This is a genomic window from Candidatus Nitrospira nitrosa (genome assembly GCF_001458735.1).
Taxonomy (GTDB): domain Bacteria; phylum Nitrospirota; class Nitrospiria; order Nitrospirales; family Nitrospiraceae; genus Nitrospira_D; species Nitrospira_D nitrosa.
In genome coordinates this window covers 149,218-163,376 of record NZ_CZQA01000008.1, presented here as the reverse complement: position 1 = coordinate 163,376, position 14,159 = coordinate 149,218, and the positions used below count along the sequence as shown (strand labels likewise).

14 protein-coding genes are annotated in these 14,159 nt (G+C 52.2%); 13 read left to right on the top strand and 1 reads right to left on the bottom strand.

Features of this window, described 5'->3' with window-relative positions:
• Positions 1-71: 71 nt before the first annotated feature.
• From COMA1_RS09505 to COMA1_RS09490, 4 genes are all read left to right on the top strand, one after another.
• On the top strand, positions 72-656 hold the full coding sequence (locus COMA1_RS09505) for a winged helix-turn-helix transcriptional regulator (RefSeq protein ID WP_090747471.1): 585 nt from the start codon (positions 72-74) through the stop codon (positions 654-656).
• 152 nt (positions 657-808) lie between these two features.
• On the top strand, positions 809-1,312 hold the full coding sequence (locus COMA1_RS09500; RefSeq protein WP_090747468.1) for a UpxY family transcription antiterminator: 504 nt from the start codon (positions 809-811) through the stop codon (positions 1,310-1,312).
• 295 nt (positions 1,313-1,607) lie between these two features.
• Positions 1,608-3,059 (top strand): lipopolysaccharide biosynthesis protein, encoded by a 1,452-nt coding sequence (locus COMA1_RS09495; protein WP_090747466.1) that lies wholly within the window; start codon positions 1,608-1,610, stop codon positions 3,057-3,059.
• A gap of 20 nt (positions 3,060-3,079) precedes the next feature.
• Positions 3,080-4,261 (top strand): sulfotransferase domain-containing protein, encoded by a 1,182-nt coding sequence (locus COMA1_RS09490; protein ID WP_090747463.1) that lies wholly within the window; start codon positions 3,080-3,082, stop codon positions 4,259-4,261.
• 572 nt (positions 4,262-4,833) lie between these two features.
• Here the strand turns inward: COMA1_RS09490 and COMA1_RS22180 are convergent.
• Positions 4,834-5,175: a helix-turn-helix domain-containing protein gene (locus tag COMA1_RS22180; RefSeq protein ID WP_090747454.1), complete on the bottom strand. Its 342-nt coding sequence runs from the start codon at positions 5,173-5,175 to the stop codon at positions 4,834-4,836.
• A 78-nt stretch (positions 5,176-5,253) separates the two neighbouring features.
• Between COMA1_RS22180 and COMA1_RS09475 the strand changes: the two genes are divergently transcribed.
• From COMA1_RS09475 to COMA1_RS09435, 9 genes are all read left to right on the top strand, one after another.
• Positions 5,254-5,805 (top strand): adenylyl-sulfate kinase, encoded by a 552-nt coding sequence (locus COMA1_RS09475; RefSeq protein ID WP_176697973.1) that lies wholly within the window; start codon positions 5,254-5,256, stop codon positions 5,803-5,805.
• Positions 5,802-6,548, top strand: a complete 747-nt coding sequence (locus COMA1_RS09470) for a class I SAM-dependent methyltransferase (protein ID WP_090747448.1) — start codon at positions 5,802-5,804, stop codon at positions 6,546-6,548. Before COMA1_RS09475 ends, COMA1_RS09470 begins: the two co-directional genes overlap by 4 nt.
• A 9-nt stretch (positions 6,549-6,557) precedes the next feature.
• Positions 6,558-8,882 carry a PEP-utilizing enzyme gene (locus tag COMA1_RS09465; RefSeq protein WP_090747445.1) on the top strand — a complete coding sequence of 775 codons (2,325 nt, stop codon included), beginning with the start codon at positions 6,558-6,560 and terminating at the stop codon, positions 8,880-8,882.
• Positions 8,883-9,052: 170 nt separating this feature from the next.
• Positions 9,053-9,517 (top strand): gamma-glutamyl-gamma-aminobutyrate hydrolase family protein, encoded by a 465-nt coding sequence (locus COMA1_RS09460; RefSeq protein WP_218055351.1) that lies wholly within the window; start codon positions 9,053-9,055, stop codon positions 9,515-9,517.
• Positions 9,518-9,660: 143 nt separating this feature from the next.
• Positions 9,661-10,383: a phosphocholine cytidylyltransferase family protein gene (locus COMA1_RS09455; protein WP_090747443.1), complete on the top strand. Its 723-nt coding sequence runs from the start codon at positions 9,661-9,663 to the stop codon at positions 10,381-10,383.
• A 31-nt stretch (positions 10,384-10,414) separates the two neighbouring features.
• On the top strand, positions 10,415-11,290 hold the full coding sequence (locus tag COMA1_RS09450; RefSeq protein WP_090747440.1) for a methyltransferase domain-containing protein: 876 nt from the start codon (positions 10,415-10,417) through the stop codon (positions 11,288-11,290).
• Positions 11,291-11,516: 226 nt separating this feature from the next.
• Positions 11,517-12,314, top strand: coding sequence for a class I SAM-dependent methyltransferase (locus COMA1_RS09445; protein WP_176697971.1), 798 nt, complete (start codon positions 11,517-11,519; stop codon positions 12,312-12,314).
• Positions 12,315-12,358: 44 nt separating this feature from the next.
• Entirely contained in the window at positions 12,359-13,225 is an 867-nt protein-coding gene (locus COMA1_RS09440; RefSeq protein ID WP_176697970.1) for a glycosyltransferase family 2 protein, read from the top strand.
• The gene (locus tag COMA1_RS09435) at positions 13,225-14,142 is read left to right on the top strand and encodes a glycosyltransferase family 2 protein (protein ID WP_176697969.1); all 918 of its coding nucleotides are present in this window, start codon (positions 13,225-13,227) and stop codon (positions 14,140-14,142) included. The genes COMA1_RS09440 and COMA1_RS09435 overlap by 1 nt, the downstream gene beginning before the upstream one ends.
• Positions 14,143-14,159 lie beyond the last annotated feature (17 nt).

The following is a 14,159-nucleotide window of genomic DNA, read 5'->3' as shown; positions in this document are numbered from 1 at the left end:
GTATTGGTCTTGACTCCACTTCACGTATATGTTCATATCCTGAACGCATCTACTGAGATACTCATAACTCTATGAATCTGCAAGACCAACGAGATCTGCTCTTGCTGACCGAAGTGGAGCGAGATGGCGGGGTGACACAGCGTTCCCTTGCGGCAAAGCTTGGGGTCGCCCTGGGGCTTGCAAATCTGTACCTGAAGCGATTGGTGCGAAACGGGTATATCAGTATTGCCTCGATCCCTTCCCACCGTGTCCGTTACGTGTTGACACCAGAAGGGTCTGCGGAGAAGTCGAGGTTGACTTCCCTTCATATAGAGTATGTCCTGTCGCATTATCGTGATATGCGCGCGCGCTTTCGAGAAGCCCTGTCTCATATGGCTCAAAATGGAATGAAACGGGTCGTGATTTATGGAACCAGTGAACTTGCGGAAATGGCCTATTTGTCGCTCCGTGAGATGCAGATGACGTTGGTGGGATTTGTGGATGATGGACGGCAGGAATCGTTTCTCTCGTACCCGGTCTGGTCGTCGGATGTCTTGCAGGAATGGGAGTTTGATGCGGTGCTGCTGGCACACTTCGATCTGACGGCTGGGCTCCGAACCAAACTGGAACATCATCAGGTTCCAGTCAGCAAGATTATCGCGCTGACGTCGGTGTAAGCGCGCAAGACCACCGTTTTTTCACTGTAAGTGAGAGGGCGGAGCTGTACCTAAATGGTCTTTATGGTAGAAGCTGACTATCAAGTCTTTCTCGCGAGGATGAGCCAAGTACACCAGATAGATCAGGTGCCTAAACAGGCGAGATAAACCAGATGGATCAGACAGGCAATCTTCACTGGTATGCCCTGAGAACGAAGTCTCGCCATGAGAAGCTGGTACGGGATCAGTTGGATAAACAAGGAATCGAGCCGTTGCTTCCGACGGTCAAACGATTGAGCCAGTGGAAGGATAGAAAAAAAGAAATTGAGGTCCCGCTGTTTGCTGGGTATTGTTTTGTACGGTTTTCCCAGCAAGAAAAAGCACCCATACAAAAGACCATCGGCGTGGTTGAAATCGTCGGCAATGGGAGTCGGCCTGAACCGATTCCAGAGCTGGAGATTGACGCACTACGGCGTTTGATGACAAGTGTCCTTCCGTATGATCCTCATCCCTATCTGCACGAAGGGATGAAGGTTGAGGTCATTCGTGGTCCCTTGCAGGGTATTTACGGAATTCTGCTACGGAAAGAGAAACGACATCGATTGGTGATCGGAGTGCATCTCATTCAACAAGCGGCAGCAGTGGAGATCGATGTGAATGATGTGGTGGGAGGGTGAGCGTCGGTACGGAGCATTATATTTAGGAGGTTGGGGAAAACTCTCGAGTTAATCGACTCCCAGCGGATGTCCACGGTGGAGGCCCTCTCATCAAGGTAGAGCATTGCTGGCTCGGATGAGTGGATTGAGAGTACATCTGTCTCATTCAACCCAGGTCTTCCCGCTTGGTAGGCAATGAGTTCGGGCTGCAATTCAACCGGCATGCCGGCCACTATTTTCATGGCAGTTTTTAGCGCACGGGCTTTGATCCATGCCAAATTTGTTTAGGAATGCCTCATGGGGAGGAGTTTCGGCGGTGGTTCGCCTCCTATTCGGATTGGGTAATCTCCTTTTGGCGATCAATCTAGCCGGAGCGGTTTCATATGGTTACTTGACCCTCATGCTGTCAATCACGGCGTTTTATGTGGCCTTACTCAACAGCATACATACCATTGCTGTTACGCATGCTGCCGAGTTACAGCGTCAGCCCGACTCAGGGCACGGTTTAGACATCCTATTTTCTGCTGTGTGGACGGTGACGCTAGTAGGCGTGGCCATTCTTGGTTCCGCCGCGTTCCTCCTCGGACAGCCTTTCCTGCATACCTTTATTTACTGGGGGGGCGATATTCTAGTCGAAAGTCAACTTTCACAGTTGCTTGTGATCGTCGTGCTTATCGCGATTTGTCAGATACTAGGAGCCGGTCATGTGGCTGTCATTGAGAGTTTAGGCCGGTTCGACCTTGCGGCCCAGGCGCAACTATTCGGCCCGCCAGCAGTTTTTACTTTGATTGTGTTTAGCTCTTACTCTTCCCATAAGCTGAACATCGTTGGTATTGGGAAATTTATGCTGGCAGGTGGCGTAATCGACTTGTTGCTGGCCACTTGGGTGCGCTTGAGGATGAAACATCTGAGCTCATTCAAGCCATCAGCCGAAACAATTAGATTATTTCCTGGTTTATTGAATCAGGGCGTCGCGTTGCAGGGGGCGAATCTGGTCAACATATTCTTCGACCCGTTCAATAAATTCTTGCTTAACCGATTTGTTGGGCCGACAAGTGTTTCCACCTATGAAGTTGCCATGAAAATAGTTGTGGGCATCCGAGGACTCTTTGGAGGGGCATGTCGTACGTTTCTGCAATTGTCGAGTAAGTTGAGTATTGAGGGGGGCAACGACTACCTCAAGGTGGTGCATTACGGACTAATCCCCGCCATCTTGATGCATGGTATTGGCTGCGTATTAATGGTGTTCGTTTCACGGTATTGGCTGAGAGGTGAAATGGACTATCTACCAGTCTTCTACGTCACTCTCATTCCGTCCAGCATCGGGATCATCTTCGCCGGCCCTCTATACAGCGCTCTGATTGGAATTCGTGATCTAGGCTTTATCTTTCGGATGCATCTGAATCTAGCGGTGCTCAACTGTATCGTATCATTGACCTTGATTCCATTTTTGGGTCTTTGGGGTGCAGGGATCGGGTTATCGCTAACCACAGCCTACAACGCGTGGGCTGAATACCATCGGTTTGTCCAAATGATTGGTGGTATTGTGGGATTCAAACAGGAAATTCAAAGAGTGGCGGTGCGTGCTACATTACTGCTCACAGTTTCCGTGTGTGCTGCGCTCGTTGGTTACTTCATTACTGATCTCACAGGTGTTCTGATTGTGGAGAGCGTGATTGCTGCAATATTTCTGTGCTGGCTTATGTTGGAACCGTTGTCGATTCGTATCATGAGAGTTTCCACGGGTTGGCTTGGCCATAGTTCTTGATGAAAAGTAGGTGAGGACAGATGAAGCCGGAAAAACTGTACCTCATTTCCCCGCGTGAGCCGTCAGGGGCCACATGGTTAATCAATTGCTTTCTTGAACTTGGCATAAAGACATACCGAGAGACTATGGGTGTCATGTGGGAACGTTTCAAGTCGGAAGGCTATACGCTTAACCCAGCTGAAGTCAGATTGAAAAAATGGCTTCCGATTCTTAGCTCACGACATACGTTTAATTTCCGCAAAGATATCGAGATTGAGTGGGCACATCAATGGCCGACCGCTAGGCATCAAGCGCATCGGATCATATATTTCGTGCGTGATCCGCGTGACGCGCTGTTGTCCCGTTATCGTCGCGAATTGCCGGAAATGGATTTCGGCGAGTTTCTAGATTTTCCGGATCCATACACCTTGCGCAATAAGATCGATACATGGTGTCTGTTCAACGAAGTCTGGCTACAGCAGTCAAATGTCAGGCGTTTTCGCTTCGAAGATTACAAACGGGACGCCGATCGTACGATCAGGGATGTCCTGCACTTTGTGGGAATTCAAGCCGAAGACCGTGAAATTGTGGATGCGCTGGAAAACTCTACGTTTGAGAAAGCTGCCACTGCTGAAAAGAAATATCGGGAGCAGCATCCTGAAGATACGGAGTTGATCAATCGGGCCAGTCAAGTCGGTACGTGGCAATCTTCGGATGAGACGGCGAATATCACGAGAATTGCCGAAGGTGCAGGTAGATTGCTTGCATATTTTGGCTATGAGCAACAGATGGAAGTCGCCAAGAAAAATTACATGCCTCATGCCAGTGTGCTTGGCTTTTATAAGCACCTTCCGGTTGCGCCAAACTTTTGGCGCGCTGAAAGCGATGGCGCGGATATTTCGGCAAATAGAACTCAAGCCCTCCAGTTTGTTTTGTCGCTGGACGAGGATATGCTCAAAAGATCCGGCTTATCCGGATATGAAACATTTGTGCTATTGAAGGGGTTAGAAGAGTTGATGCTCGGGATTAAAGAAGGTGATGGTATTCGAAAAATCCAAGGACTGGTCAGGCGGCATACCGTCAAGCCCTGGTGGAGAATCGTTCGTGCTATGGAAAAACATGATATCCAGCTTCCTTCAAGTGTGAGGGGCTCTCTGAGGCGGTGCAGGAATCTTTTAAAAAGGAGGGGGTATCAAGTTCCAAGTGCAACGAGTGAATACTGACGCCACTGCGCGTCAACCTCCAGAGGCGTCGCAAAGTTCAAACATTTTCGTGGGCGCGTATTGAGCTGATGCACGATGGCGGTCAGGTCACTCTGGGTGGATGTGGAGAGAGGAGTGCCCTTGGCAAGTATTGGCGCAGCAAGCCATTGGTCGTCTCGTTGGGCCCGTGTTGCCGGGGCTGTGCGGATCGGCAGCGTACACCTGGAGCGAGAGGCGGTTCGCTACCCGCTCAGGCTCCGCCATCTCTTTCCCCCCGATCATAGGTCAGCATTTTCCGCAGTGGGGTAGGGACATGCCAAAGCATCTTCGTGAAGCCCTGGTAAGCTCTCGTGGCAGCCGTCCCGTCCATGCGAGCCAGTAGGATCAGGAGGGGCGTCCGTTCCACCAGGGTGCCCACGGTCGAACCACTCTGCGCTCCCTTGAGGCGGTCGCCCTCCCAGTGCCACGGCACTGCACGAGTGGCCGCGTCGGTCCTTCCTACGCGCCCGAGGTCGACGGGTCTTACGCACCTGGCGCAGGGCTGTCAACCATTTAGTCCGCAAGGCGCCACGTGGCAGCACCTACAGTCCTGCCTAGATGGTTTCAGCAGACAGCGACTTGCTCATGTCGTCAGGATACCGGCGATGCAGACGTCCCGCAATCTGCTCAGATGAGCAGCCCGCCGTCAGGTGCGTCCAGACAGACGGCCACAACCATGGGTCACGGAGTTTGCGAAGGCGCCGTGGGCGGTGAGCTCGAATATCTGCGTGGTGCTGCGTCGTACAGGCCCGGGAGGGACAGTCGGGTATCGGGTTCCGAGCGACCTCGCGGCTCACAGGGCTCGGGGCCCGTCCCCAAATCCGCGCCAGGGTTCGGAGCGAATGCCCTTGGGCGAGCCCTAGACTGACGGTTGCACGTTCAGCTGTTGAGAGCATCGTGTTCGCATGGCAACACCATAGCCCATGAGGGGCTGGCAGCGTTGCACTTGGAGCTAGAACTTAAGAGGTTAATGGTTGGTACAACGTGTGAAGCAGGCGGCAGTATATTGGATCACGGGACTTTCAGGAGCCGGGAAAACAACGCTGGCAGGCAAGATTGTTGCGCAGCTGCGTGTCAGTGGAGAAGTGGTTGTATTTTTAGATGGAGATGAGTTACGCGATGTATTTGGCGCGACGGCGGCCAATGCCAAGAACCATGGACGAGAAGGACGGTTGGCCCTGGCCTTTCAGTATGCACATTTGTGCCGAATCATCGCTGGACAAGGGGTGACGGTGGTGATTGCCACTATCTCCCTGTTCCGTGAAATCCATGTTTGGAATCGGGCAAACCTGCCTGGCTATTTTGAGGTATATCTAAAAGTGCCGGTGGAAGAACTTCGTCGCCGTGACCCTAAAGGTATATACCGGCGTTTCGATGCCGGTGAACTTTCAGATGTGGCTGGACTGGACTTGCCCATCGATGAGCCTGAATCGGCAGATTGGGTTCTTGAATTTGACCCATCGAAATCGGTTGATGCAGTGGCGGAAGAGTTTATGAAACATCTCAAGAGGGAAAACTTTCGATGAAAACTGAATGGGATTACACCACGTTGGCGAATGCCTATCTCAAGCGCCCAGATTATGCGGATCCAGCTATAAATGCCATGTTGTCCATTGCCAGTCTCAAGTCGGGTGCGATCTGTGACGTCGGGGCTGGAGTGGCTCATCTGACGTTGATGCTAGCGGTTCGAGGATTTGATGTCACAGCAGTGGAACCCAATAACGCGATGCGTGCTAACGGAATCAAGCGCACCGCATTGTTACCCAATGTACGCTGGTTTGAGGGCACGGGTGAACAGACGGGCCAAACAGACCAGTCGTTCCATATGGTCACCTTTGGCAGTTCATTCAATGTATGTGATCGTCAGTTGGCTCTTAAGGAAACTGCCCGTATCCTCAAGCAGAATGGCTGGTTTGCGTGTATGTGGAACCATCGTCAATTGGATGATCCGATTCAGGACCGTATCGAATCCATTATCAAAGCGTTGGTGGCGGGTTATGGCTATGGTACACGCCGGGAAAATCAGACAACGGTGATTGAGGAAAGCGGTTTGTTTGGCCCAGTGGTGCATGTGGATGCCAGTGTGGTACACGAGCAATCCATCGAGGAATGTGTGGAGGCGTGGCGATCCCATGCAACCTTAGCACGCCAGGCTGGCGCAAATTTCCCAAAGGTTGTTCAGGCCATTGAGGAGTACCTAAGAGGGCTGGGTCAAGCTACCATCCGCATTCCGTACTCCACCAACATTTGGGTTGCTCAATTAGTGTAAGGCAAGCATATGGCATCCAGGATCCTCACATTCACCACCAAAGCTGGAACGTTGGCGCAGGTACAGCATAGACTGAAGTCTGCCCGTATCGCACGACTTGTGCAGTTCACCGTGGCCGACTGGCGGCGGGATCGCGGAAGTTGTCTCGCACAGGTTTCTGCTTCGCTGGGTGCTGCTCCATGGATTGTGCGCTCTAGTTGCCAACTGGAAGACGGTACGAGCAGATCCAATGCCGGGGCTTATCTGACCTTGCGGGACGTGCCGGCGGAAGGGCTGGAGCGCGCGATCGAGCAAGTGATTGCCTCGTATGGGGCAGCCGTCGATGCCGATGAAGTGCTGATACAGCCCATGTTGCAACACGTTGTCCGATCTGGGGTGGCGTTTTCCCATGATCCTAATACGTGCGCATCCTATCGAGTGGTGAACTGGACCGAAGGATCAGATACTGCCAGGGTGACGGGAGGGTATAACGGAAGAATATGGCAGGGTGCGGCTTTGTCCCCGTTTCCGCCTCCACGTGAATTGGGTGGCACGGTGGCTTTGTTGGATGAATTGCTGACGCTGTTTGACGGTGTACCGCTGGATTGCGAGTTTGCTGTCACCCATAAAAATGATACGGATACCCTATGGCTCTTGCAGGTGCGTCCATTGGTCATGCCAGCAGCCGGTCAGTTGCCTGAAGTGCAGGCGCAGAGGATTACATTGATCGCCGACAAAGTAGCACGCGGGATGCGTCCGCATCCTTTTCTGATGGGGCGGCGCACAGTCTATGGTGTGATGCCGGATTGGAACCCTGCCGAAATTATCGGAGTGCGTCCTAAGCCGCTTGCGTTGTCACTGTACCGCGAGCTAGTGACAGATGCCATTTGGGCATATCAGCGGAATAACTATGGTTACCGGAACCTGCGTAGCTTCCCGCTGATGCCGCACTTCTTCGGGTTGCCCTACATCGATGTGAGGCTGTCCTTCAATTCATTCATTCCGGCGGATTTGGACGAGAAACTGGCCGGACGTCTGGTGGATTATTACATCGACCGATTGTTAGACGAGCCCACTCTGCATGACAAGGTGGAGTTCGAGATTGTGTTTTCATGCTACACATTGGATCTGCCGGCACGTCTTGAGCGCCTAACGGAAGCGAGATTCTCAGCCGAGGAACAAAAGACCATTGCCGATAGCCTTCGAACCCTCACGAACCGCATCGTACATCCGCAAGATGGTTTGTGGCGATCCGATGCTGCCAAATTGGATATTCTCAAACAACGCCGAGAGCAACTACTCTCTTCTAGCTCGGACCCACTGGAGCGAATCTATTGGTTGCTGGAAGACGCCAAACGTTACGGGACCTTGCCATTTGCCGGGTTAGCGCGGGCAGGCTTTGTCGCCATACAAATGCTCAAATCGTTGGTTACGGTCGGGATACTTGCACAATCCGATTACGATTCGTTTATGGCGAGTGTGTCCACTGTCAGTAGCCAATTGGGCAGAGACCGGGCAATCCTAGACAAAGCCACCTTTCTGGCGCGCTACGGACATTTACGACCTGGGACCTATGACATTTTGTCGCCTCGCTATGATGAGGCGCCAGAGTTGTATTTTGACTGGGATCAACGTCCCTCATTGGAAGAGACCGCTGAACCTTTCTCAATGACATTGCCGCAGATGCGCGAGATAGTACAACTGTTGGAAGCCCACGGTCTGCAGTCAAATCCTGTTGAATTGTTCAATTTCCTGCAAGCTGGAATTGAATTGAGAGAATTGGCAAAGTTTCATTTCACCCGTAACCTGTCCGATGTTCTCGCCTTGGTGTCCAGTTGTGGAGCGGAATGGGGATTTTCGAAGGAGAGTCTTGCTTACTGCGACATTGCGGTATTCAGGGAACTCCATGTGGCGGCTGCTGATCCAAAGGGCCTCCTTGCTCGCTCCATTGAGGAAGGAGCGGCTCGCTACAGCGAGACGCTTGCTCTTTCCCTGCCCCCTGTAATCGCGCAACCGGAAGATGTGTGGGCATTTGAATTGCCGGAAGCGTCGCCCAATTTCATAACTCAAAAGCAGGTCACGGCTCCAATTGCGGGATGTAATGTGCGCGAGAAACTGGTCGGTGCGATTGTCTGTATCCCTAATGCCGATCCTGGGTTCGACTGGTTATTTGCTTGTCCCATAGCCGGGCTGATTACGGCTTGGGGTGGAGCTAATTCACATATGGCAATCCGTGCCGGTGAAATGGGCTTACCCGCCGTCATCGGTGCTGGAGAGATGCTATATCGGCGTTGGTCACAGGCTACTCGTCTGCACGTGGATTGCGCCGGGCGCCGGGTGGAGGTACTGGCTTGAGCACGGGGTTGAAAGTGGCTGTGAGCCAGAGGGTTGATGTATGGGCAGAGCGGGGCGAGCGGCGCGATGCAGTGGATCAGCGGTTGTGTCAGTGGCTGACGGCTAGCGGCTGTATCCCAGTACCAGTACCCAATATCTTCATGCCAAGGGCTAAACGCGATGATAACAGGATGGGGTTACAAGATTGGTTATTTGCCATAAATCCAGATGCCGTGTTGCTTTCAGGCGGCAATGATATCGGTGAAGTTCCTGAGCGTGACAGCACCGAGCATTGTTTGCTGGCCTATGCTAAGGACCAAAGGTTGCCTACGTTGGGAATCTGCCGGGGAATGCAGATGATGGCGGTGTGGGCGAATGGCAGCCTCATATCGGTGAGTGGTCATGTGCGTACCCGTCATCACTTGCAAATAGTAGCAATCTCTGGTGAGTGGCCGGACGAGGTGAATAGTTTCCATAATGTTGCTTTGGCCGATTGCCCGCCGGGGTTTGTGGTAATGGCCCGCGCTGAAGACGGGACGATTGAGGCTATGCGTCATGAGGTCCTGCCATGGGAAGGCTGGATGTGGCATCCCGAACGTGAAAGCACCTTTTCACCCCCAGATATGAACAGATTTCAAGCATTGATTCAGGGGTAGGTGGTAGCTGGAAATGCCCGGGCTTGCTCGGCGTGCAGTGTGGCGTGGACTCGAGAGGGTCTGAACCGTTTTGACAGGGACCCGAACATGGCACTGTCCGCTGCTTCTGTGACCAGCGTCCTCTCACTTGAGATGGAATTGTGATGAGAGCCATTATTCTCGCTGCCGGTCGGGGCAGCCGCATGAAATACTTAACGGACGAACGCCCCAAATGCATGGTGGAGCTACGCGGAAAGACGCTACTGCAATGGCAAATTTCGGCACTGCAGGGAGCTGGAATTACTGAAATTGGCATTGTACGGGGGTATCGCAAAGAAATGCTCGAAGGGTTTGCCCTCACGCCATTCGACAACCCGCGCTGGGCTGAGACTAACATGGTTAGTTCCCTCGCCTGTGCGCAGGAATGGTTGAAAAGCGTACCCTGTGTGGTGAGCTATTCGGACATTTTTTATGATGCCAGTGCCGTACGAATGTTGATGGATGCGAATGCCGAATTGGCAATAACCTATGATCGGAATTGGCGCGCGTTATGGGAGGACCGTTTTGAAGATCCGCTATCAGATGCGGAAACCTTCCGAATAGATGACAATGGTGATCTGCTTGAAATAGGACAGAAGCCTAAGCATATCGAGGATGTCCAAGGCCAATATATGGGGCTGTTGCGATTCACTCCAGGCTCGTGGCGACAAGTCGAATCGTTGCGTGCAGGACTGGTTTCGACACTGTGCGATAAGCTGGATATGACAGGGATGTTACAACGGCTGATCATAGGGTATGGAGTCAAAGTCCGTGCATTGCCGTACGCAGGAGAGTGGGGCGAAGTGGATAGCGCAGAGGATTTAGCAATATATGGGGAAGGGACGTAATAGAACCCTGGTTATCGCGTGATTGTGAACGATGAATATCACGCTAGTCGATAATAGTTTTAGGCGAAATGGCTGTCCGCTATGCCATTCAAGTAATGTCCACAAGGTAGATTCTGCCGACTATGGCGGAACAGTAAATTTTTCTTCCCTGGAGATCAGGTTGAATCACCAGCCTGAGATTTGGGTTTGCGGGCAATGTTCTTCTGGATTCGTTCAAAATATTATTCCGGAGACGACAACCACAACCTTATATTCGATGTCCCGAGCTGGCGATCGTTGGTCAAGAATTCCATTTGACCAGTCAAAAACCTCGGAGGTTGTGCATGCCATGTCCCTAGTCTTTAAAGACAAAGGGCGGGTCTTGGATGTCGGCTGCAATACCGGTGAGCTACTCGACTTCGCTGGAACATTCGGGTGTGTAACGTCAGGATTGGAATATTCCGATGACAGTCGCGCGGTCATACGCGGCAAAGGGCATACACCCTATCAAGCTTTTGACGAGATATCGGATCAGTTTGAAATCATCACGGCATTTGATTTGATTGAACATCTCTACGACATTCCAACCTTTCTGAGTAACTGCCATGACAAGCTGGTTAAGGGGGGCAAGTTGATTGTACTGACGGGCGACATTCAGTCCGTGAGTGCAAGGGCGTCCGGTGCTCATTGGTGGTATGTCCAGTATCCTGAGCATATTGTTTTCCCGTCCAGATTGTTTTTCGAGAGTCTATCTAACTTCAAGCTTGAAAATTGGGTTCCAACCCATGCGGCTGCTGCGTATAACTATCCTTTCTACAGGACGCTGCTGAGTCATTTTAAAAGGATGGTGACGCTGAAGAAATATAATGGGTTGCCATCACGATTCCCTGATCATGCCCTGATTATCCTAATGAAAGTAGGCGATTAGTGTTGTGCTTTTCCTTACGCGATACGGGTAAATTCACCACGTGATTGTTTCTGAAACACAAGCAGGGCAAGCGGGTTCCATCCAGATGCCTCCTATCGGTCTTGGCTGCCCCGTTTGTTATGAAAAGGCACTGGATAGTACCGGAGGGGTTCTTCTGAGCGATAGACGGAAGGGGTTGCCTGGGGTGTGGCGAGTTGCCGAGTGTCAAAAGTGCACGGTCATTTCTATGGTGCCACTCCCGACGGACGACCAATTGGCCTCGTATTACCATGCCTATTCACAAGATAACCAAATCGATTTCTCGCAGAGGGCGGGGTCACGCTATCCGAACCTCAGAAAGCTGTTTCATTGGGTCAGTGGCGATGTGGACCCACGGGATTTCGTAGAGGTTCCTTCGGGGGCGCGAGTCCTTGATTATGGGTGCGGTCATGCCGGATACCTGAGTGATTTCCATCATCGCGGAGTGGCAATCTCGGGAGCAGAGATCGCGGCGTATACGGTCGAAGCATGTCGGAAACATGGCTACGATGTGAAGAAGGTGGAAGACTTTTCTCATATTCCGTTTCCATCGGGTGAGTTCGATATCGTCTACCTCATGCAGGTATTTGAGCATCTTCGTGACCCTCATGGGTTTTTTCAGGAACTTTCGAGGATCTTGAGAAATGGCGGGATGCTGTATCTTGCCATGCCCAATGCCGCCAGCATATGGCGAAAAGTATTCGGATGCAATTGGGTCAGTGGATGGTTTGCGCCATTTCATCTCTTTCATTACACGCGTGACGCAATGAAGAAGTTGGCGAACCAGTATGGGTTTGATCTGCTCCTGGCGTGGAGCCGGACACCGGAATCGTGGTTCCGACTGAATCTTAAGGCGGCTCTCTATTCAAAGGAATTCCGATTGGATTGGCACCGAAATTGGTTGGATGCAGCGTCGATGCGTTACCTATTGATGTTCCTGTTGCGCGTGATCGAATCTCCGTTTCGTGAAAAGGACTGTTTAGTCCTACAGTTTAGGAAACGATAAGCGTTATGGGCGATGGCGGCGGGCACCACGGACAAGGTGTTTCCATGGTTCGCATTGCGGCCCTCATGGCCTGCCATAACAGAGTCGCATCCACCACTGAAAGCGTCCGTTTCTTGAAGTCTCAGGCTATTCCAGATGCGTCGGTCGATCTGTTTCTTGTGGATGATGGGTCAAGCGACGGCACGGCGCAAGCAGTCTGCGATCTTGTTCCTCACGCCACGATCCTCACTGGGGATGGAAACTTGTTTTGGTGTGGAGGTGTCCGCTGGGCGTTTGAGGAAGCCATCAACCGGAACTACGATTTCTACCTGTGGCTTAACGATGACACACTTCTTGATCAGGGTGCGTTGGTGAGAATGTTCGATACCTACCGGAAAGTTGCTCGCGATGCGTGTGAGGCAACCATCGTTGTCGGCAGCACCCGTGATCCCAAGACGGGCCAGTTTACGTATGGTGGGTGGCGCCGATATCTTAAGCCAACGGGCGTGATCTCATGGAAAAAAACACCTCCGCATATGGAGACACCGCTCGCGTGCGATACGATGAACGGCAACATTGTGTTGATCCCAAGATCCGTCGTCGAGCGAATTGGAAACCTCGATGTGGCCTTCGTGCACACGATGGGAGATCTCGACTATGGCTTGCGAGCTGTCAAGCATGGATGTCGCATCTACATTGCTCCTGGGTACTGCGGGACGTGCGCAAGCAACGACCAACCGCGTCCATATGCAGGCGGTCAGACGCCGCTTTCCACGCGATGGAAACAACTGCTCGGGCCGAAGGGGTTCCCAATCAAGGCCTGGGGGGTGTTTACCTATCGGCATAAGGGCCCCTTGTGGTTCCTGGCTTGGTTGGCGCCCTATATTCTCTTTTGGTTCAAATCGGTCTTGTTGCCGCAGAAGGGTCAGTAGTGTTCCGCGCGCCCGTTGCTTTATTTGTCTACAACCGTCCCGATCACACTCGGCAAACCGTAGAAGCATTAGCAGCCAATACGCTTGCCGTTGAGACTCCGCTTTACGTGTTTTCCGACGCGCCAACAGATGAAACGCCACGGCAGCCAGTTGAGGAAGTCCGATCCTATATCCGAACCATCAGCGGGTTCCAGTCTGTCACGCTCATCGAGCGTCCTATCAACTACGGGTTGGCTCGTTCCATAATCGATGGAGTCACCGGTCTGTGCGAGAGGTATGGCTGTGTCATCGTGGTAGAAGATGATTTGGTGACGTCTTCAAGGTTTTTGTCCTATATGAACGATGCGCTGACAGTCTATGAGCACGATGCCCGTGTTATGCAGATCTCAGGCCATATTGCCCATGTGCCAGAATTTTCCAGGCGGACGGAAGCGCTGTTTGTGCCGTTTGTCACATCCTGGGGATGGGGTACTTGGGAAAGGGCGTGGAAGCAGTTCGATCCATCGGCGCAAGGATGGGAGAAGATTCGCGATGATCGTACATTGAGGAAGCGCTTCAATCTGGACGATTATTTCGACTATGCGACGATGATGCAGATGCAGCTGGATGGAAAGATCGATTCGTGGGCAATTCGCTGGTATCTGAGTGTGTTCTCGAGAGGCGGGATGGCGCTCTTTCCGCCACGTTCTCTTGTGCGAAACATCGGTTTTGCAAGCGGCACGCATGGGTCGAGAGTGTTGCGATGGACCTTGGCGCGACAGCCGATCTCGGATGAGCCGGTGTCGTTTCCGCGTTTGAGACAAGTTGTGGATCACGACTATGCGCTGGTGAAGAAAGCTTTATTCAGGCAAACGGGAGGTCAGTTGGGTGCGATGTTTCGATGGGCGCGGAGGTACTTAGCTTCCGGGACGGGCTAATCGTCAACAGGTGTTTC